At 60.2% G+C, this 19385-nt stretch carries 16 protein-coding genes; 6 read left to right on the top strand and 10 right to left on the bottom strand.

From position 1 onward, the window contains the following. Positions 1–171: 171 nt before the first annotated feature. The 9 genes from IB250_RS22955 to IB250_RS22915 form a co-directional block, all read right to left on the bottom strand. Positions 172–3744 carry a glycosyltransferase gene (locus tag IB250_RS22955; RefSeq protein WP_192345692.1) on the bottom strand — a complete coding sequence of 1191 codons (3573 nt, stop codon included), beginning with the start codon at positions 3742–3744 and terminating at the stop codon, positions 172–174. A 94-nt stretch (positions 3745–3838) separates the two neighbouring features. Beyond that, a complete protein-coding gene (locus IB250_RS22950) occupies positions 3839–5404 on the bottom strand; it encodes a flagellar hook-associated protein 3 (protein WP_192345691.1) in 1566 nt (521 codons plus the stop codon). A 13-nt stretch (positions 5405–5417) separates the two neighbouring features. Then, positions 5418–7478 carry a flagellar hook-associated protein FlgK gene (gene flgK / locus IB250_RS22945; protein WP_192345690.1) on the bottom strand — a complete coding sequence of 687 codons (2061 nt, stop codon included), beginning with the start codon at positions 7476–7478 and terminating at the stop codon, positions 5418–5420. A gap of 23 nt (positions 7479–7501) precedes the next feature. Next, a complete protein-coding gene (gene flgJ, locus IB250_RS22940) occupies positions 7502–8800 on the bottom strand; it encodes a flagellar assembly peptidoglycan hydrolase FlgJ (protein WP_192345689.1) in 1299 nt (432 codons plus the stop codon). 11 nt (positions 8801–8811) lie between these two features. Beyond that, positions 8812–9921 (bottom strand): flagellar basal body P-ring protein FlgI, encoded by a 1110-nt coding sequence (locus IB250_RS22935; RefSeq protein ID WP_008072568.1) that lies wholly within the window; start codon positions 9919–9921, stop codon positions 8812–8814. Positions 9922–9939: 18 nt separating this feature from the next. Beyond that, positions 9940–10635: a flagellar basal body L-ring protein FlgH gene (gene flgH / locus IB250_RS22930; RefSeq protein WP_052966739.1), complete on the bottom strand. Its 696-nt coding sequence runs from the start codon at positions 10633–10635 to the stop codon at positions 9940–9942. Positions 10636–10687: 52 nt separating this feature from the next. Then, complete coding sequence (gene flgG / locus IB250_RS22925; RefSeq protein WP_008011001.1) at positions 10688–11473, bottom strand: flagellar basal-body rod protein FlgG; 786 nt, start codon at positions 11471–11473, stop codon at positions 10688–10690. 45 nt (positions 11474–11518) lie between these two features. Beyond that, positions 11519–12259 carry a flagellar basal body rod protein FlgF gene (locus IB250_RS22920; RefSeq protein WP_008074885.1) on the bottom strand — a complete coding sequence of 247 codons (741 nt, stop codon included), beginning with the start codon at positions 12257–12259 and terminating at the stop codon, positions 11519–11521. 321 nt (positions 12260–12580) lie between these two features. Further along, entirely contained in the window at positions 12581–14140 is a 1560-nt protein-coding gene (locus tag IB250_RS22915; RefSeq protein WP_008074886.1) for a sigma-54-dependent phenylalanine hydroxylase transcriptional regulator PhhR, read from the bottom strand. Positions 14141–14538: 398 nt separating this feature from the next. Here IB250_RS22915 and phhA point away from each other — a divergent pair, with 398 nt between their 5' ends. The 6 genes from phhA to IB250_RS22890 all read left to right on the top strand — a co-directional run bounded on the left by phhA (position 14539) and on the right by IB250_RS22890 (position 18949). After that, the gene (phhA, locus tag IB250_RS22910; RefSeq protein WP_008074887.1) at positions 14539–15324 is read left to right on the top strand and encodes a phenylalanine 4-monooxygenase; all 786 of its coding nucleotides are present in this window, start codon (positions 14539–14541) and stop codon (positions 15322–15324) included. Between the two features lie 105 nt (positions 15325–15429). After that, positions 15430–15786: a 4a-hydroxytetrahydrobiopterin dehydratase gene (locus IB250_RS22905; RefSeq protein WP_010457024.1), complete on the top strand. Its 357-nt coding sequence runs from the start codon at positions 15430–15432 to the stop codon at positions 15784–15786. Continuing rightward, positions 15786–16979 (top strand): amino acid aminotransferase, encoded by a 1194-nt coding sequence (locus IB250_RS22900; protein WP_225603749.1) that lies wholly within the window; start codon positions 15786–15788, stop codon positions 16977–16979. Before IB250_RS22905 ends, IB250_RS22900 begins: the two co-directional genes overlap by 1 nt. A gap of 277 nt (positions 16980–17256) precedes the next feature. Next, positions 17257–17388 carry a hypothetical protein gene (locus IB250_RS28835; RefSeq protein ID WP_256348506.1) on the top strand — a complete coding sequence of 44 codons (132 nt, stop codon included), beginning with the start codon at positions 17257–17259 and terminating at the stop codon, positions 17386–17388. Positions 17389–17463: 75 nt separating this feature from the next. Next, positions 17464–17646: a hypothetical protein gene (locus IB250_RS22895; RefSeq protein WP_192345688.1), complete on the top strand. Its 183-nt coding sequence runs from the start codon at positions 17464–17466 to the stop codon at positions 17644–17646. Positions 17647–17749: 103 nt separating this feature from the next. Next, positions 17750–18949 carry an MFS transporter gene (locus IB250_RS22890; protein ID WP_192345687.1) on the top strand — a complete coding sequence of 400 codons (1200 nt, stop codon included), beginning with the start codon at positions 17750–17752 and terminating at the stop codon, positions 18947–18949. On the opposite strand, the gene arfB is transcribed toward IB250_RS22890, so the two are convergent. Further along, on the bottom strand, positions 18946–19359 hold the full coding sequence (gene arfB, locus IB250_RS22885) for an alternative ribosome rescue aminoacyl-tRNA hydrolase ArfB (protein WP_192345686.1): 414 nt from the start codon (positions 19357–19359) through the stop codon (positions 18946–18948). The two genes, IB250_RS22890 and arfB, sit on opposite strands and share 4 nt — an antisense overlap. Positions 19360–19385 lie beyond the last annotated feature (26 nt).

The raw sequence follows: 19385 nt of genomic DNA, 5'->3' as shown, positions 1-19385 counted from the left end.
CATTGGGCCGGTCATCCCCTCAGGGGTGAAGGTTTTATGGCGATATACGGGCGACTTGCAGGAAGTGAGCCAATTGCGCAGGACAAAAAAATCGCAGCCTTCGCCAGTCAACACATTCCTGTGAAGCTGTCGAAGGCTGCGATTTTTGATACTTGGAAGGTAATAGCAGAATCAGTCCGGCAACCAGCCCCATAACCAGTGATTGAGGTTGTCGCCACGCAACATGAAATCGCGATGCACCGCTTCACGCAATTCATCGCCCATGCGGTAGCTGGCATCCGGGTCAGCCAGGTGCATGCGGATCGCCTGCAGCCATTCGTCCGTGCTGTTGCTATAGACCTTGGTACACGGCAAGTGGCCACGGTAGGCCTCGGTGTCGGTGCAGATCACCGGGTACCCGCAGGCGCCGTATTCCAGCAGGCGCAGGTTGCTTTTGCAGTCGTTGAAGATATGGAATTCCAGCGGTGCCAGCGCCAGGTCAAGGTTCAGGCTGGCCAGTTTGAATGGGTAGCTCTGCAAACCGATGGTGGAGTGAAACTCGTGAACATACGGACGCAAGGCGTCAGGGCACATGCCGAAGAACACCCACTCGACTTCGTCCGCCAGTTCGCGCACAACCTCGGCAATGATCTCCAGGTCACCGGTGTGGCTGGTGCCGCCCCCCCAGCCGACTCGCGGCTTGCCGGAGGTGCGACGGTGACTGGTCAGTGTCGCCCATGGGTCCGGCGATAGCATGTTCGGCACCACGCGGATCTCGCTGTGCATACTCGACAAGGCATCGGCCAGTGGCTGAGTGGTGACCACTACGCGATCGCACAGGCCAATGCCTTCGCGCAACAGCTGCTCGGTATTGACCGGTTTGTTGCGGGCGTGGGTGTTTTTCTTCGGCGCACTGACGATGTAGTCGTCGAGTTCGAAAATTCGTAGCGCGCTGGAATACTTTTTCATCCGCAGAATGTCACCCGCGGCGCCTTCGCTGTAACGCCCTTGCAGAATGATCGTGTCGGGTGACAGACGCTCGATCTCCACGGTCGACGGCGACTCATAGGCCACCCGCGCGATCACCCGACCGGCTGCTTCGAGTTCGGCCAGCGGCGCGGTTACCCGGTAATGGCCAACGGCGGTGCTGTTAACCGGCAGACCGAGAATCAACGGCAAGGCACGGGTACAAAACGGGTTCCAGTTATTGCGCAGTGACGGCTCCAGACTGAAGCTGGAAATCCCAAGGCTCAGCGCCGGGCTGTAGGCCGGATCCTTGGCGATCTTCGGCAGCCATTTGCGATAAAAGTCCTCCTGTTCACGCTCGCGCAGCGCCAGTGTCGAAGGCTGTGCCGGCGACACATCTTGCGGCACCCATACCACGCTGGCGTAAGGCGTCCAGACCACCAGGTAGCCATCCTTGGTCGCCCGCAAACACAAATCGACGTCGCTGAGGCCTTGGGTGAAGGTCACCTCATCGAACTGCTCGAGTTCATCGAACACTTGCTTGCGCACCATCAGGCAGTGACTGCTCACCGCACTCCAGTTCTGGGTCACGTGCAAACGCTGCATGTAGCCGCGAGAACCGGCCGCTTCGCCATAAAATGGCGAACCGACGGGTCCGGCAAGACCAAGAATCAACCCGGCACTGACGATCGAGCCCTCAGGGCTGAGGATGCGGGCACCGACCACACCCACTTCGGGGCGCTGGGCGTGATTGAGCAATTCGTCCAGCCAGTCGCTGTCGCAGATTACCGTCTGCGCACTGAGCAGTAGCAAGTACTCGCCATGCGCCAGGCTCGCGGCAAAGTTACGGATCGCCGCGTCGTTGGCGTCACCGGCGTAACGCAAGACTCGCAGCATTGCGGCGCCCAGTTGCGCCATCGCTTCCAGCCAGTCGAGCATCGCCGGGTCGTCCGTGCCACTGTCGACGATCAGGATTTCGTATTGGCTATAAGCCGTGCGCTCGATCAGGCCTTCGATGCATCGCTGCAACGCGTATAGCGAATCGCCGGTCTGGATGATGATCGACACCAGCGGTCGCACCCCATGAAGGTAGTCGATGCGGTTGATCAGCGGCAACGCTTCCTGCCGGATCGCGTGCGCCACGCCAATACGATCCAGGTGTGCGCTGACCATGCCGGCGTTGCTCTCGATCACTTCGGGCAATGACAGCCAGGCGGCGAAAGACTGAGTCGACTCTACCTGGATTTCGGCGATGTGCTCGATGGTTTGCGGCCCGGCCTCTTCCACCAGACGCCATAACAAATCGTGCGGTGCCAGCTCACCGTGAGCCGGATCGAAACCGCCCAGCGCCATGAAGCGCTGCCGCTCGAAGGCCAGGGTTCGACCGACGTAGGGATAGGCGCGCATCAGGTCGAGGTTGAAATCGGGTTTGAACACCGGATCGATCGACTCGCCATCGATCAGCGCGCCTTCGTCACTGTAAGCACAGAGAATGCCCGCCGAACCGGCAATGCGTTCGGCCAGGATCAGCAGAGCCGACTCGCGCAAGGTGTCGCCAGCGTGCAGCAGATAAAACCAGTGAGCACCTTCCAGTTGCGGTACCACGGCGTTGAGCTGTTGCGCCCAATCCGCCTGGAACGGCAACTGCACCACGCGATCGTCGGTCGCACACAAGGCATCGGACAACACCAGCACTGCCTGAGGCGCGTACAGTTGCTGGCTAATACTCTGCAACGTCGTCTTGAGCCCCGCACCGTCAGCTGTGCTGTCGATCACGATAGGCACGATCTGCGGACGGTACGCCCAACTGTCGAGACGTTGCGGCATGAGCCGTTGCTCGACATCGGAGAACCTGCGGATCGTCAGCCATTCGCGATAGAAATCGGCGTAGCTTTCGCTCTCCCCGCCCACCCGGCCATTCACCACCGTGTTGCGATTGCCCAGAATGCGCACCACACACAGCTCTTCCCAGGCGTGGGGCTGGTCGGTGATTTTAGTCAGCTCGATGTAGCGCACCCAACCCGATGCCGGTGCCGATTCACCGCTGCGCGCCGCGAGCATCTGCGAAAGCCAGTTCCACTCCACGGCTGCGGCCTTGACCATTTCAGGGGTTTTGCTCAGGCGCTCCGGATACAGACGTTCAGTGCTCAACACAGTGCTCAGCGACACCAGATTGCCGCGACGCATCAAGCACACGAACAAGGCGAAATCGAGCATGGCGACGAAACCGGCACCTTCCTGAATCAGCGCCGGCAACAGCTCCAGTACATCGGTGCGGCGCATCAGGGTCGAACTGAAATTGCCGAGGAAATTCTTTGGCGTGCCTTCAAAGATCGCCAGCATGTCATCGCCCTTGAGCAAGGCGTCGTTCGGTGAGAACCGGCAGTTATCGACCCGTGGCGGCAAGATGAAATTGCCGGCGTCGCTGAGCATCCGCAGGGCAAACACCACATTCACGTCCGCGTGGTCGATCAACACCTGCGCCTGCAAGGCAATGCTCGGTGAAAACAGACGGTCGTCGTCACACAGCACTTTGATGAACTCGCCCCGGGCTTGCTCGACGCAACGCAATACGTTCTTCTGCAAACCCAGACGCTGCTGATTGCGCAAGTAACGAATCGGGTGAGCCGGCTCGACGAAGGTCTCGACAATGTCGCGGATTTCGTCGCTGGACGAATCGTCGCAGATGACGATCTCGACGTGCTCGTAGGTCTGGGCGAGCGCACTTTCCAATGCCTGGCTGAAGAAGCGCGGGTTGAAGGCTGGGATGACGATGCTGACGAGGGGGCGTTGATTCACGGCGGAAACTCTCGAGCGGCGGGCCTCTACCCTTTCAGGCAGAGGCCCCGGAACCGCTTAAAAAAAGACGGTTGGCTGCTCGGCAGGCGCAGGCTCAGACCTTGTTGAACAGGCCCAACTGAGCAATCTTGCTGAAGGCCAGTTGCGAGGCTTGCAACATGGTTTGTTGCAGGGTCAGACGGGTCATCACTTGCGCCGGATCGGAATCGCGGATCGATGATTGGGTCTGGGCATTGGCCAGCTTCAAGCTCTGGTTGGTATCGCTCTGGGTATCCAGGGCAGCACCGCGACCACCGACCGAGCTCAAGGCACTGGACAGCTGATCGGTGCCGCTGGCCAGGTTGGCAATACCGGAAGCCAATGACGCTTGCAGCTTCTGAGTAGCGATCGGATCACCGTTGGTTGGCGTATTCAGCGCGGTTTTCAACTGGCTCACGGTGTCCAGGATGTTCTGGGTTTCGTGAGTGTTGACCGCGATGCTGAACTGATCGTTGGCAGCCGGCGTACCGCTCAACGTGAAACTCACACCCGATGCAGTGGCGACGCTGCCGGCCATGGTTCCGCTAGACACAGGCTTACTGCTGGCCGTCAAAGGCGCCGCATACAGGTCGAAGGCGGTGGCGCTGGTGAACTTGAGGATCGCCGAACCGGTAGGGAAACTGGCGTGGTAATCCGCCGGGTTGGTGATGCTGCTGGTGGTGACCTGCGCCGCCGAAGGGTTGCCCGGGCTGCCGGTTGCGCTGAAGGTGTCCGGCTTGGCCGCCAGGGTAAACGTGTGGCCAGGCAGCACGGTCGCCGCCGTGTCGCCGGCGCTCAGGTTGATGTTCAGGGTCAGCTCGACGCCACGGAAAGTGACGGCCTGGCCGGTCTTGCTGGCAGGATCGAACGCGCCGCCCTGACTGGCTTCGGCAGTCACGTCATTGCCGCCCGAGTCAGTGATTTTCAGCTGGGTGCCGCTGACGAAGTCCACGGTATACGGCTCGCCGCTGCGGAATTTGGCGTTGTAGGTGACGTTCGACGACACTTGGCCGTTGGACAGGGTCACGCGGCCGTCATCCACGACCGGCGCGGTCCGGGTGACCTCGCTACGGCTGGTGTTGATCGCTTGCTGGAATGCATCCCAACCGGTGCTGTTGGTGGCCATCGACATGGTGTCGCCGATCGCCAGGTCAAGCGTTACCTGGTCACCGTTGTAGCTGTAGGTGCCATCGTTGTTACGTGTGAACGGCACGGTATCGCCCTTGGAACCGGCGAAGATGTATTTACCGTTCTCGTCTTTGCTGTTCATCAGGCTGAGCAGCTGCTCTTCGATCTGCCCCAGCTCCGATGCGTTAGCCTGGCGGTCGGCATCGGTATAACCGGCGTTGCCTGCGCCCACGGCCAATTCCTTGGCGCGTTGCAGCACGTTATTGATGCTGGTCATCACTGCTTCCGTGGTGCCCAGGGTTGCCTTGATGGTGGTGGTATTGGCTTCGTACTGATCAAGCATCGAAGCCTGCTGACCCAGTTGCAGCAAACGCGAAGCGCCGACCGGATCATCCGCCGCGGTATTCACACGAACCAGGCTGCTGGCCTCTTCGCTGCTCTTGACCACGTTGGCGAAGTTCTTCTGATAGTTGGCGGCAGAGGACTCGTAAAACTGGGCGGTAGAAATGCGCATGGGCTACGACTCCTTAAAGACTGTTGATCAGTGTGCTGAAGATTTCCTGCGCAGCCTTGATGATCTGCGAAGACGCGGTGTAGTACTGCTGATACTTGACCAGGTTGCCGGTTTCCTCATCGAGGTCGACCCCGGACAAGGAATCGCGAGCGCCCTTGGCGTTGGCCAGGATCGCTTCGGTGGCAGCGCTGTCGAGCTTGCCTTGGGCGGCTTTGGCGCCTACGCCCTCAACCAGTTTGCCGTAGGCGTCGGTCAGGGAAATGCCTTTGCTCGCCGAACCGGTATCCACGGTCTGCCTGGTCTGCAAGCCGGCCAGCGCGGTACCGTTGCGGTTGTCCAGCGTACCCGGTTGGCTGAGCGAGACGTTGATCGCAGAGCCTTGACCTGGCGAACCGGCCACGGTCATGTCAAACGACACAGTGCGCTGCACAACTGGCGGTCCCGGGTCATTGATCGCGGCGCCGCTGGCGTCGACCAGTGGAATGGTCAGGCTCAGCGTATTGTTCTGGCCCGGCACAATGGTGCCGCTGCTGAGCGGGTTACCTTTGGCATCAAGCATTTGATAAGTCTGGGTCGTACCACCCGCCGCGCCGAACACAATCTTGACCGGAGTCGACGTCTTCAGACCGTTCTGGATCGTGGTGGTGGTCGCCGTGTCGTAGATATCGAACTTCGTGGTCAGGGTTGGTTGACCGCTGGCCGGAATCGTCAATGTGCCGCTGCCGCCCGGCGCGATGGCGGCGCCCAAGGGTGCCGCGATGGCCAGGCGCTTGGAGTCGGTCATCTCGGTCTTGATGGTGGTCGCCGCGTTGCGGGTCGGGGTGATCTTGAAGGTGTCGCCGGCGGCTGCGGTGCCACCGGTGAGCTTCATCGAGAAACCATCGATCACTGGCGGCGGCGTGGTCAGCGTGCTGAATGCGCCCATGGCGGTGCCTTCAGGCAGGCGCTGCACGGTGTAGTTCGTAGCGCTGGTGAAGGTGACCTTGTAATCGTTGATGGTCAGCTTGCCGCTGTCCTCGATGCTCACCTCGAAGTTGCCTGAGCCGGCGCTGTTGCCGACCGTGGCGACGCTGCGCTGAGCCATTTGCGCGGCACTGTTGATGCTGTTGAACAGGTTCGAACCGAAGTCACCGTTCTTGTCGATGCCCTGGGCCTGGATGGAGTTCATCTGATCGGCGACGACCAGTGCCACACGCCCCAGCTCGTTCATGGCCGGGTCCAGCACGGTGCTGCGATAGCGCAGCAAGCCGCCCATTTCGCCACCGGTCATCACCGAAGTGATGTCGATGGTGCTCGAACCACGATTGAGCTGAATGGCCGAGCGCGAAGGGTCGTCTTTGCTCGGCACCACTTCCAGTTTGCTGGCGGTGCTGCCCATGACCAGCGGCTGACCGCTGCCCAGGTAAATGTCGAGGTTACCGTCACGCTCCATCACCTGCGCACCGGTGAAAGTGGACAATTGACGTACGGTCTCGTTGCGCGCATCGAGCAAGTCGTTGGGCTGGCCGCCGGCTTTGGAAACTTCGGAAATCTTCTGGTTCAGCTGGGCCACGGTGGCGGCCAGCTTGTTGATCTGATCGGCCATGTCCGCCAGGTTGCCGTTGACGTTGGCGTTCTGCTGCGTCAACTGGCTGGAGATCGAGTTGAACCGGTTGCTCAGGGCTTGCGCATCGCTAAGCAGCAGTTGGCGGGAAGCATCGTCGCCCGGCTTGGCGTTGACGTTCTGTACCGAGGCGAAGAACTTGGTCAAGGCACCATTGAGGCCGGTGCCGCTGTCCGAGAGCAACTTATCGAGCGGGCTGATCTGCCCGGCGTAGGCAGCCGAGTCGCTGTTAAGCGAAGTGGTGGTCTGCAGTTGCGCATCCAGGTAGCTGTTGTACACCCGACGCACATCGGCCAGGGTCGTACCGGTGCCGATGTAGACATTGCCGAACTGATTCGAAGCCTTGGTGCCCTGCACGGTTTGCTGGCGTGAGTACCCGGCGGTGTCGGCGTTGGCAATGTTATTGCCGGTAGTCATCAGCGCGGATTGGCCAGCGGCCAGACCCGACATCCCGATATTGAGCAAACTCATGGTTCAGACCTTATGCCTTATGCCTATAAAGGCGTAGTGGAAGCGCCCGCCGCAGCGTAGTTTTGGTAACTCGTCATCTGCTTGGCTATCTGCGAAATCTTGCTTGCGTAATCCGGGTCGGTTGCATACCCGGCTTTTTGCAACTCGCGTACAAACTGTTCTGGGTTATCGGCCGACTTCAGCACATCTTGATAGCGATTATTGCTTTGCAGCAGCGTCACAAGGTCATGGAAGCTGTCTTTGTAAGAGGCGTAGGAACGGAACTCGGCCGTCTCCTTGACCATCTCGCCATTTCTGAATTCGCTGGTGATCGCCCGCGCCGAATCGCCCTTCCAGTTACTGCTGGCCTTGATGCCGAACAGGTTGTGGCTGCTGCTGCCATCCTGGGCACGCATGACCGATTTGCCCCAACCGGTTTCCAGGGCAGCCTGAGCCACCAGGTAACGTGGATCGACACCGATACGGTCGGCAGCTTCTTTGGCCATCGGCAGCATGGTGTTGACGAATTCGTCGGCGGAACTGAAGGCTTTCTTCGCCGGCGCCAAGGGTATTTGAGCCATGGCACGACCATAAATCTGCAGGCGCCCGCTGGCCGCTGTATCCGTTTGCGCAGCCAGCCAATCGCCGTTGTACAGAGGGCCGGAACCGGTCCTGGTGCTCTGCGGCATCTGGATAGTGTTCTGCGCCGTTGTGGCCGTTGTTGCAGCGGTCGATGCCGACGGCACCAGCCCGGCGAGCAAACGATCAGCCAGTTTCGGCGGCAGCGCCAGACGCCGCTGATTGATCAGCGCCATGTCGTTGCGATGAGCGCCCTCGCCCGCGCTTGTCGGCGTCTTCACCGAGCGCGAAGCCCACAACGGACGCTCACCATTGAGACGCGACAGCGGCCCGTTGGTGGCGCCCGTACCGGCGGCAATCGGTGTTTCCACGGCGGCTTTCGCGGCAGCTTGCTTGGCGGCAGACGCTGCCGCAGCCTCACCCGGCGCCATCGGTTTGTTCTTCGACATCTGACGCATCAGCACATCCGCCAGGCCAATACCGCCGCCTTCGCGGGACAGGGAAACGGCCAACTGCTGGTCGTACATTTCCTGGTATTGCTTGGCTGCCGGCGTGTTGAGCGGGTTGTCCTGGCCCAGCGCTTCGGTGGCCGAACGCATGGACTTGAGCATTTCACCCAGAAACAGCGATTCGAATTCCTGCGCCACTTTGCGCATGTTCGCATCGCTGTTCTTGTCGCCGACCTTGAGCTGATTCAGGCGGTTCAGGTCCGAGTAGGAACCCGAATCGCTGCTGCTGACCAGACCGCTTTTGCGCATATCCATGGTCGCCGTCCTCAGATCACAATCAGATCGGCTTGCAACGCGCCGGCCTGCTTCAGCGCTTCGAGGATCGCCATCAAGTCACCCGGTGCCGCGCCGACCTGGTTCACCGCACGGACGATTTCGTCGAGGGTGGTGCCCGGGCCGAATTTGAACATCGGCTTGGCTTCTTGCTGAGCGTTGACTCGCGAGCGCGGCACAACCGCCGTCTGCCCGTTGGACAGAGGGCCGGGCTGGCTGACAATCGGATCTTCGGTGATGGTTACGGTCAGGCTGCCGTGGGTCACGGCGGCCGGGGAAACCTTGACGTTCTGGCCGATCACGATGGTGCCGGTGCGCGAGTTGATGATGACTTTCGCCACCGCCTGACCCGGGTCGACTTCGAGGTTTTCGAGGATCGACAAATAGTCGACCCGCTGGCTCGGATCGAGTGGCGCAGTCACGCGGATCGAACCACCGTCGATGGCCTGAGCGACGCCAGGGCCAAGCATGTTGTTGATCTTGTCGACGATGCGCTTGGCGGTCGTGAAGTCCGAACGGTTGAGGTTCAGGGTCAGGCTGTTGCCCTGATTGAAACCGCTTGGCACGGCACGCTCGACCGACGCACCGCCAGGGATGCGACCGGCCGACGGAACGTTGACGGTGATCTTCGAACCGTCACGTCCTTCGGCATCGAAACCGCCCACCACCAGGTTGCCCTGAGCGACGGCGTAGACGTTGCCGTCGATACCTTTGAGCGGCGTCAGCAACAACGTACCGCCACGCAGGCTCTTGGAGTTACCGATGGACGCAACGGTGATATCTATCTGTTGACCCGGCTTGGCGAACGCCGGCAGATCAGCACTGATCGACACCGCCGCGACGTTCTTCAATTGCACGTTGCCCGAACCTGCCGGCACCTTGATGCCGAACTGCGAAAGCATGTTGTTGAAGGTCTGCAGGGTGAACGGGGTCTGGGTCGTCTGATCGCCGGTGCCGTTAAGCCCGACCACCAGGCCGTAGCCGATCAATTGGTTGGAACGCACACCGGAAATACTGGCGATGTCCTTCAGCCGCTCGGCTTGGGCGTCGAAGGCTGCGGACATCAGGAGCGCAGCCACCATCAGGTGTTTGAAGTTCAACATGCTCACCAGAGAAGCCACCTAGAAAGGGAACAGCGGGCTGAGGAAGAAACGGTCGAACCAGCCTGGCTGACTCGCATCGGCAAACGCACCGGTGCCCGAATAGGTGATGCGTGCATCGGCGACGCGGGTCGACGACACGGTGTTGTCGGTGGCGATGTCATCGGCGCGAACGAGGCCGGCAATCCGCACCAGCTCATCACCGGTGTTCAGGGTCAGCCACTTCTCGCCGCGCACGGCGATGATGCCGTTGGGCAACACGTCGGCGACGGTCACGGTGATCGAACCGGTCAGGCTGTTGCTCTGGCCGGACTTGCTGTCGCCCTTGGTGGCGCGGTCACCTTCATAACCGACGTCCAGGCTCAGGCTACCGCTGCCCACTGGATCACTGGTGCTCAGGCCGCCCCCGAAAAACGAGCTCAGACCGATGTCGGTCTTGCTGTTCTTGTCGATCTGCGAGTTGGCGTTCTTGCTCGCCTGGGTGCGCTCGTTCAGGGTGATGGTGATGATGTCACCGACCCGGAACGCCTTGCGATCGCTGTACAGGTTCTGTTCGAAACCGGCCTGGTAGATCGAGCCATTATTGGCGGCAGCCGGCAGCGGCGTGCGCGGCAACACCGGGGCGTAGTAAGGGTCATTGGGCTTGGGCGGCGGGGCAACGCAGCCCGCGAGCACGACGACCCCACTCAGTGCCAGAACAGATACAAAGCGATTCATGACCCTACCTCACGGTATTGCAGGCGACCTCATGGCCGCCTCATAGACTTGATTACAGATTCTGCGTTACGAACGAGAGCATCTGGTCGGCGGTGGAGATCACCTTGGAGTTCATCTCGTAGGCGCGCTGAGTGGTGATCATGTTGACCATCTCTTCAACGGTGCTGACGTTGGACGTCTCCAGGGTGTTCTGCAGCGTGGTGCCGAAACCGGCGAGGCCCGGGGTGCCGACTTGCGGCGCGCCACTGGCAGCAGTTTCCAGGAACAGGTTGTTACCCACCGCTTGCAGACCGGCCGGGTTGATGAAGTCGGCGGTTTGCAGGTTGCCGATCACCTGGGAGGCCGGGTTGCCGGCAACGGTGATGGACACGGTGCCGTCTCGGCCGACGGTGAAGGTCTGGGCGTCGTTCGGAATGACAATGGCCGGCTCCAGGGCGAAACCGCTGGCGTTGACGATCTGGCCGTTGGAATCCAGGTGGAACGTACCGTCACGGGTGTAGGACGTGGTGCCGTCCGGCTGCAGGATCTGGAAGAAGCCGCGACCGTCGATGGCCATGTCCAACGGTTGCTCGGTGGTTTGCAGGCTGCCGGCGGTGAAGTTTTTCTGGGTGCCGACGATGCGCACACCGGTACCCACTTGCAGACCCGACGGCAATTCGCTGTCCTGGGTCGACTGGGCGCCTGGCTGGCGTTTGATCTGATACAGCAAGTCCTGGAACTCGGCGCGGTCACGTTTGAAACCCGTGGTCGATACGTTCGCCAGGTTGTTGGAAATGGTGGTGAGGTTGGTGTCCTGGGCGGACAGACCTGTTTTGGCAACCCATAGAGCCGGAAGCATTCGATTCTCCTCGTGCGCCTGTTTTACGGCGCGACGTTCTGATAATTAGCTGATCTGCAAGACCCGAGCCATGGCCTGGTCATCGTCTTTGGCGGTGTTCATCATCTTGATGTGCAGCTCGAACTGCTTGGCCAGCGCCAGCACCGAAGTCATTTCTTCCACGGCATTGACGTTGCTCGACTCAAGGAACCCGGACACCAGTTTGACGTTGGCGTCGGCCTGCGCCGGCTTGCCGTCCTTGGTGTGGATCGAACCGTCCAGGCCTTTGGTCATGTTCTTGAAGTCCGGGTTGACCAGTTTGATACGGTCGACTTCGGCCATCACGCGAGGGCCTTCACCCATCGCACGGATGCTGATGGTGCCGTCTTCGCCGACTTCGATTTGCTGCTCAGGCGGCACGGCAATCGGCCCGCCATTGCCTACCACCGGCATACCGTTGCCGGCACGCAGCACGCCCAGGGCGTCAACGTTCAAGCTGCCGGTGCGCACGTAGCTTTCACCGCCATCGGGGTTCTGCACGGCGATCCAGCCGTTGCCCTGCACCGCGACATCGAGGTCGCGACCGGTCTCTACCAGCGAACCAGGGGAGAAGTCGGTGGCCGGACGTTCGCTCATGGCAAACGCACGCGCCGGAAAGCTGTCACCAAACACCGGCATCGAACGAGCCTGTTCCAGGTCCTTCTGAAAACCGTTGGTAGAGATGTTCGCCAGGTTGTTGGCATGAGCCTTCTGCGCCAGTGCATTCTGGCTGGCGCCGGTCATTGCCACATAAAGGTACTTGTCCACACTCTTTCCTCTGCATGCCGGACGTTTGCCGCCCACCGCTGTACTGCTGAGCCATAAGCAATTTGCAGACCAACTTTTTTCTGGCGGCGCAGGGCCCGGCAAACAAAGGACTTGAGGGATTCAGAGGGGATTGGGGGAATGTATCGAAGACGAAAAACCGGCGGTGTTATGCCGGTAGGTGGCAACGGTTGACCTTGAGGTTGACTGGACTACCGCCTTCGCGAGCAAGCCCGCTCCCACATTTAATTTGTGTTCGACTCGATCAAATGTGGGAGCGGGCTTGCTCGCGAAGGGTCCATCACAGGCAAAAATAGCTATCGGCTAAGACTCAGTCTTGCCGACCTCATACTCACGCAACTTATTGGCAATGGTGGTATGCGACACCCCCAACCGCTTGCCCAGTTGCCGACTGCTCGGATGCTCGGAATACAAACGCTCCAGCACCGCTTTCTCAAAGCGCCCGACAATCTCGTCCAAGCCACCCTCAAGCGAAAAATCGCCAAGCGGCTGACGCACGCCGTAGTCCGGCAGGCGAATATGCTCGGCTTTGACGGTGCCGCCGTCGCACAGGGAAACGGCCTGGAACAGTACGTTTTCCAACTGCCGCACGTTACCCGGCCAATGATAATGACTGAGCCGTTCCATGGCCGCTGGCGCCAGTTTCGGCAACGGACAACCGATCTGCCGACTGGCCTGATCGAGGAAGTGCTCCACCAGCGGCGCCAGTCCGTCGAGGCATTCGCGTAGCGGCGGGATGTGCAGCGAGAGCACGTTCAAACGGTGGTACAAATCCTGGCGAAACTCACCGCGAGCGCACAGCTCGGACAAGTCCACTTGCGTTGCGCAGATCACCCGCACATCCAGATAAACCTCTTCATCGCTGCCGACACGACGGAAGCAACCGTCCTGCAAGAAGCGTAGTAATTTCACCTGCAAGCGCGGGCTCATTTCGCCGACGCCGTCGAGGAACAACGTACCGCCCGCCGTCAACTCCAACAGCCCAAGCTTGCCTTCGGCCCGCGCCCCTTCGAAGGCGCCGGGGCCGTAGCCGAACAATTCGGTCTCGGCCATGGACTCCGGCAGACCGGCGCAGTTGAGCGCCATCAATGGTGACTGCCCACGTGGGCTCGCCAGGTGACAGGCCCGCGCCAACAACTCTTTGCCGGTGCCGGTTTCGCCTTCTATCAATAGCGGCGCATCCAGTGGCGCCATGCGTCGTGCCTCGCGCACCACCGCCGCCATCACTTTCGAGCTCTGGAAAATGCTGTCGAAGCCACGCAATTCCTGCTTGCGCACGTTATAAATGCGCTCGCCCACCCGATCCGCCCGGTGCAACGTCAACACCGCACCGGCCATGGCCTCGCTTTCGTCATGCTCCGATTGCAGCGGCGCGATGTCGGCGAGAAACACATCGCCCTTGACCTTGACCCGCAAGCCGTTGATCCGTGACTTGTTGGCGCGCACCAGTTCCGGCAAATCGAAATCCTCGGCGTACCGCGACAGCGGTATCCCCGGCACCTCGTCCACCCGCACCCCGAGCAACTGCGCCGCTGCACGGTTGGCCGCGACGATGGAGCCGCCCATGTCGATCGACAGCACCGGAAACTCCAGGGCGCCGAGCAAGGCATTGAGTTCCATGTGCCGACGCTCACTGGGCATCAGCCCTACGCGTTTGACGCCAAATACCCCGCCAATCGCCTCAAACTTCGGACGCAACGCCTGAAACTGAATGTTGATCAGGTTCGGGCAGTGCAGGTAGATCGCATTGCCGTGCTCACCGCCCACTTCGCCGCGAGCGACGTTGATCCCGTACTCGACCAGCAGGTTGAGAATGTCGCGCAGGATACCGATGCGGTTCTGGCAGTGAACTTTGATACGCATATAAAGGCCCACAAAACGGTGAGTGAGGTTGATGCCGAGCGCACAACCTGTGGGAGCGGGCTTGCTCGCGAAAGCGTCGGACCATCCAGCATTGATGTATCAGACCGACCGCCTTCGCGAGCAAGCCCGCTCCCACAGGGTACTTGGCAGACCGACGTATTTTTCTGCCGAGGCACTCAAATAGTCGTCAAGATTATGTGACACCCGTGCGCCATTTCAAACCCGCAAATATCAATACTTGCGCCATAGCCACCAATCCGTAACAAATACTTTACGAAAAGCCGGGGTTTTTCCAACTCTCACCGCGGATCACCTGCTGCAACACCGCACGCCTTGGGGTATTTCTAGGTCTATAGCTGTACACACAACAAGAACGTATCCCCTAGCAGGAGAGCAGCATGAAGCAGACGCAATACGTGGCTCGTGAGCCCGATGCGCAAGGTTTTATCGACTACCCCGCCGAAGAACACGCGGTGTGGAACACGCTGATCACTCGCCAACTGAAAGTGGTCGAGGGCCGTGCGTGCCAGGAATACCTGGACGGTATCGAAAAACTCGGTCTGCCCCACGACCGCATTCCGCAACTCGGTGAAATCAACAAGGTCCTCGGTGAAACCACCGGTTGGCAGGTTGCCCGAGTCCCCGCACTGATTCCCTTCCAGACCTTTTTCGAATTGCTGGCGAACAAGCAGTTCCCGGTGGCGACGTTTATTCGTACCCGCGAAGAGCTGGATTACCTGCAAGAACCGGACATTTTCCACGAGATCTTTGGCCACTGTCCGCTGCTGACCAATCCCTGGTTCGCCGAATTCACCCACACCTACGGCAAACTTGGCCTACAGGCTTCCAAGGAAGAACGCGTGTATCTGGCGCGCCTGTACTGGATGACCATCGAGTTCGGCCTGGTCGACACGCCACAAGGCCTGCGCATCTATGGCGGCGGCATTCTGTCCTCGCCGAAAGAAACCGTTTACTGCTTGTCGAACGAGCCTGAGCATCAGGCCTTCGACCCGCTTGAATGCATGCGCACGCCGTACCGCATCGACATTCTGCAACCGCTGTACTTTGTCCTGCCGAACCTCAAGCGCCTGTTCGATCTGGCCCACGAAGACATCATGGGCATGGTCAAGCAAGGTATGCAGCTGGGGTTGCGCGCGCCGAAATTTCCGCCAAAAGCCGCGTGACCCGCGTCTTTTGGCATCAAGTGAGTCTGTTACGGATCGCCGCTTTGCTTTAGCGTGGTCCCACTGACGACCGTTTTTCAAAACACTCGATTTCAGGAACACATCATGTCCACATTAAACCAAGCCCATTGCGAAGCCTGCCGCGCCGACGCCCCTCAGGTCAGCGACGAAGAATTGCCGATCCTGATCAAGCAGATCCCTGACTGGAACATCGAAGTCCGCGACAGCGTGATGCAGCTGGAAAAAGTATTCCTGTTCAAGAACTTCAAACACGCGCTGGCGTTCACTAACGCCGTCGGTGAAATCTCCGAGGCCGAAGGTCACCACCCGGGCCTGCTGACCGAGTGGGGCAAAGTCACCGTCACCTGGTGGAGCCACTCCATCAAAGGCCTGCACCGCAACGACTTCATCATGGCCGCGCGCACTGACGAAGTGGCGAAGAACGCCGAGGGCCGCAAATAATGCATTTCGACGCCATCGGCCGAGTGCCCGGCGACCCGATTCTCGGCCTGATGGAGGCCTATGCGCTGGACCCTAATCCGCGCAAATTCGACCTTGGCGTGGGTGTCTACAAAGACGCCCAGGGCCAAACGCCAATCCCCGAAGCAGTGAAGCTCGCCGAGCAACACCTGGTGGATCGTCAATCCACCAAAACCTACATCGGCGGCCACGGCAATGTAGCGTTCGGCAAAGTCATCAACGAGTTGGTGCTTGGTGCGGATTCGGCGTTGATCGCCGAACAACGGGCCGGCGTCACTCAGACGCCGGGCGGTACTGGCGCGTTGCGTTTGAGCGCCGACTTCATCGCCCAATGCCTGCCGGGCCGTGGCGTGTGGTTGAGCAACCCGACCTGGCCGATCCACGAAACCATTTTCGCGGCGGCCGGGGTCAAGGTCAGTCATTACCCATACGTGGGCAGCGATAACCGTCTCGATGTGGAAGCAATGCTGGCGGTGCTCAATCAAGCACCCAAGGGCGATGTGGTGCTGCTGCATGCCTGCTGCCACAACCCGACCGGTTTCGATTTGTCCCATGACGATTGGCGTCGGGTGCTGGACGTGGTGCGCAGTCGCGATTTGCTACCTCTGATCGACTTCGCTTATCAGGGTTTCGGTGACGGCCTGGAGCAGGATGCCTGGTCGACGCGGCTGTTCGCCGCCGAGTTGCCGGAAGTGCTGATCACCAGTTCCTGTTCGAAAAACTTCGGCCTGTACCGCGACCGCACCGGCGCATTGATTGTCTGCGCGAAAACCGCCGACAAGCTGGTGGATATCCGCAGCCAACTGGCCAACATCGCCCGCAACCTGTGGTCGACGCCGCCGGATCATGGCGCCGCCGTGGTCGCGACCATCCTCGGTGATCCAGAGCTGAAAAGCCGCTGGGCCGACGAAGTGGAAGCCATGCGTTTGCGTATCGCCCAGTTGCGCAGCGGTCTGGTCGAAGCACTTGAACCCCATGGCTTGCGTGAGCGATTTGCGCACATCGGCGTGCAACGCGGGATGTTTTCCTACACCGGTTTGTCGCCGGAGCAGGTTAAGCAACTGCGCGAGCATCACAGTGTGTACATGGTGAGCTCGGGCCGGGCTAATGTGGCGGGGATTGATGCAACTCGCCTGGATCTGCTGGCCGAAGCTATCGCCGACGTCTGCAAATAAATATCAGACACTACACATCCCCTGTGGGAGCGGGCTTGCTCGCGAAAGCGGTGTGCCAGGCAACGATGATGTTGAATGACACTCCGCTTTCGCGAGCAAGCCCGCTCCCACATTTGAATGGGGTCGCCCTCTCTTGCTGACCTGTCTAGACAATCCCATCCGTCGCAACAAATGGATATAAAAGTCTATTTGTCATTTCTCCTGCTGTATCCTGCGCAGGCTTTTTTAAAAGCGCGGATCTACCAGATCTATCAACAGACTTAGCGAGGAGCGCGACATGCACGAGATCCCTAATCTCCCCTTCCCAAGCCTGCACGAAACTGAGCAGACAACCACGCAACAAGCCGGCGCCCAACAGCCCGAGATGAAAGAAGCACCTGAACGCCGCCAGGCCGACAGCGAAGACTGATACACCTGCAATGCCAGACCGTGTGGAAAGCGCTAACATGCGCTTTCCACACCGCCTGAACCGCGAGCCCGCACCATGAGCGATGATTTCACTGAAGCCCAGGCCAGCGTCCTGATCGGCACCGCCGAGAAGATGATCAAGATCTGGAACCGCCTTTCCCCCGAGAAACAAGCCGCGTTGCTGGCCCGCTTCGGCAGCGAAGAAAACGCCCTGGCCGCTCTGGTCACGACGCAACTGGTTGCCCCCGCCAAAACCTGACTCACCCCGCCTGGCAAATAGTTTTACTTTTTCACGCCCCGCGACCGTCCACGCCGCTATCATAAGCAGCCTATCTATCCTGCTGCCCCGTGGACCTTTACCCATGTCAGAAACCCAGCGCCCCATGGCGGTCACGCTGCAAGTCGTTTCCATCGTCCTGTTCACGTTCATCGGTTACCTGAATATCGGCATTCCCCTGGCTGTATTGCCGGGCTACGTCCACAGCGACCTCGGTTTCGGCGCCGTGATCGCCGGGCTGGTGATCAGCGTGCAATACCTGGCCACCCTGCTCAGCCGCCCTTACGCCGGACGCATCATCGACAACAAGGGCAGCAAACTGGCGGTGATGTACGGCCTCGCCGGCTGTGGTTTGAGCGGTGTGTTCATGTTGATTTCGGCCTGGACGCAAAGCCTGCCGACGTTAAGCCTGATCAGCCTGTTGATCGGCCGACTGGTGCTCGGCAGCGCAGAAAGCCTGGTGGGTTCCGGGTCGATCGGCTGGGGCATCGGCCGGGTCGGCGCAGCGAACACCGCCAAGGTCATCTCCTGGAACGGCATCGCCAGTTACGGCGCGCTGGCGGTCGGCGCGCCGCTGGGGGTGTTACTGGTGAGTCAACTGGGTTTATGGAGCATGGGCGTGAGCATCGTGCTGTTGGCCGTTCTGGGTCTGGCGCTGGCCTGGCCAAAAACCGCTGCACCAATCGTTGTCGGCGAACGTCTGCCGTTCATGCATGTGCTGGGGCGGGTGTTTCCTCACGGTTGCGGTCTGGCCTTGGGTTCCATCGGCTTTGGCACCATCGCTACATTCATCACCCTGTATTACGCCACTCAGCACTGGTCCAACGCGGTGCTGTGCCTGAGCCTGTTCGGCGCCAGTTTTATCGGTGCGCGATTGTTGTTCGGTAACCTGATCAATCGCCTCGGCGGCTTTCGCGTGGCGATTGCCTGCTTGTCGGTGGAAACCCTCGGACTGTTGCTGCTGTGGTTGGCACCCGATGCCCATTGGGCACTGGCCGGGGCGGCGCTGAGTGGTTTCGGTTTTTCACTGGTGTTCCCGGCCTTGGGCGTGGAAGCGGTCAACCTGGTGCCCGCCTCCAGCCGTGGCGCGGCAGTCGGGGCGTATTCGTTGTTCATCGATTTGTCGCTGGGGATCACCGGACCGCTGGCGGGTGCGATTGCGGCTGGATTCGGGTTTGCCTCGATCTTCCTGTTTGCCGCGTTGGCCGCTTTGAGTGGATTGATGCTGAGCGTCTACTTGTACCGGCAGACACCAAAGTATCGTGAAGAAAGAGAAGCGCGTTAAAAGACGACCTTTCCGCGCCCAGCCTTGATGCTGCCGCGCTTGGTCTTGGATTCGAGCCGACGCTTTTTCGAACCGAGTGTCGGTTTGGTCGGACGGCGCTTCTTCTCGACCTTGGTGGCGCTGAGGATCAACTCGGTCAACCGCTCCAGCGCATCGGCGCGATTGGCTTCCTGCGTGCGGTATTGCTGGGCCTTGATGATCAACACGCCGTCGCTGGTGATGCGACTGTCGCGCAGCGCCAGCAGCCGCTCCTTGTAGAACTCGGGCAAGGACGAGGCCGGAATGTCGAAGCGCAGGTGCACGGCGCTCGAGACCTTGTTGACGTTCTGCCCACCGGCGCCTTGCGCACGAATGGCCGTCAACTCGATCTCGGCATCCGGCAGATGCACGTTGTTGGAAATCACCAGCATTGAAAAAATTCCGGTATCAGGGCGTT

The organism is Pseudomonas sp. PDM09 (assembly GCF_014852305.1).
Lineage (GTDB): Bacteria > Pseudomonadota > Gammaproteobacteria > Pseudomonadales > Pseudomonadaceae > Aquipseudomonas.
Note: the sequence above shows the minus strand (reverse complement) of the source record. Positions and strands in the feature narration are given on the sequence as shown.

Coding starts and splice junctions, on each gene's coding strand:
- IB250_RS22950 (WP_192345691.1), bottom strand. CDS start 5,404: ATGCGCATTTCTACCGCCCAGTTTTACGAGTCCTCTGCCGCCAACTAT.
- flgK (WP_192345690.1), bottom strand. CDS start 7,478: ATGAGTTTGCTCAATATCGGGATGTCGGGTCTGGCCGCTGGCCAATCC.
- flgJ (WP_192345689.1), bottom strand. CDS start 8,800: ATGGATATGCGCAAAAGCGGTCTGGTCAGCAGCAGCGATTCGGGTTCC.
- IB250_RS22935 (WP_008072568.1), bottom strand. CDS start 9,921: ATGTTGAACTTCAAACACCTGATGGTGGCTGCGCTCCTGATGTCCGCA.
- flgH (WP_052966739.1), bottom strand. CDS start 10,635: ATGAATCGCTTTGTATCTGTTCTGGCACTGAGTGGGGTCGTCGTGCTC.
- flgG (WP_008011001.1), bottom strand. CDS start 11,473: ATGCTTCCGGCTCTATGGGTTGCCAAAACAGGTCTGTCCGCCCAGGAC.
- IB250_RS22915 (WP_008074886.1), bottom strand. CDS start 14,140: ATGCGTATCAAAGTTCACTGCCAGAACCGCATCGGTATCCTGCGCGAC.
- phhA (WP_008074887.1), top strand. CDS start 14,539: ATGAAGCAGACGCAATACGTGGCTCGTGAGCCCGATGCGCAAGGTTTT.
- IB250_RS22905 (WP_010457024.1), top strand. CDS start 15,430: ATGTCCACATTAAACCAAGCCCATTGCGAAGCCTGCCGCGCCGACGCC.
- IB250_RS22900 (WP_225603749.1), top strand. CDS start 15,786: ATGCATTTCGACGCCATCGGCCGAGTGCCCGGCGACCCGATTCTCGGC.
- IB250_RS28835 (WP_256348506.1), top strand. CDS start 17,257: ATGCACGAGATCCCTAATCTCCCCTTCCCAAGCCTGCACGAAACTGAG.
- IB250_RS22895 (WP_192345688.1), top strand. CDS start 17,464: ATGAGCGATGATTTCACTGAAGCCCAGGCCAGCGTCCTGATCGGCACC.
- IB250_RS22890 (WP_192345687.1), top strand. CDS start 17,750: ATGTCAGAAACCCAGCGCCCCATGGCGGTCACGCTGCAAGTCGTTTCC.
- arfB (WP_192345686.1), bottom strand. CDS start 19,359: ATGCTGGTGATTTCCAACAACGTGCATCTGCCGGATGCCGAGATCGAG.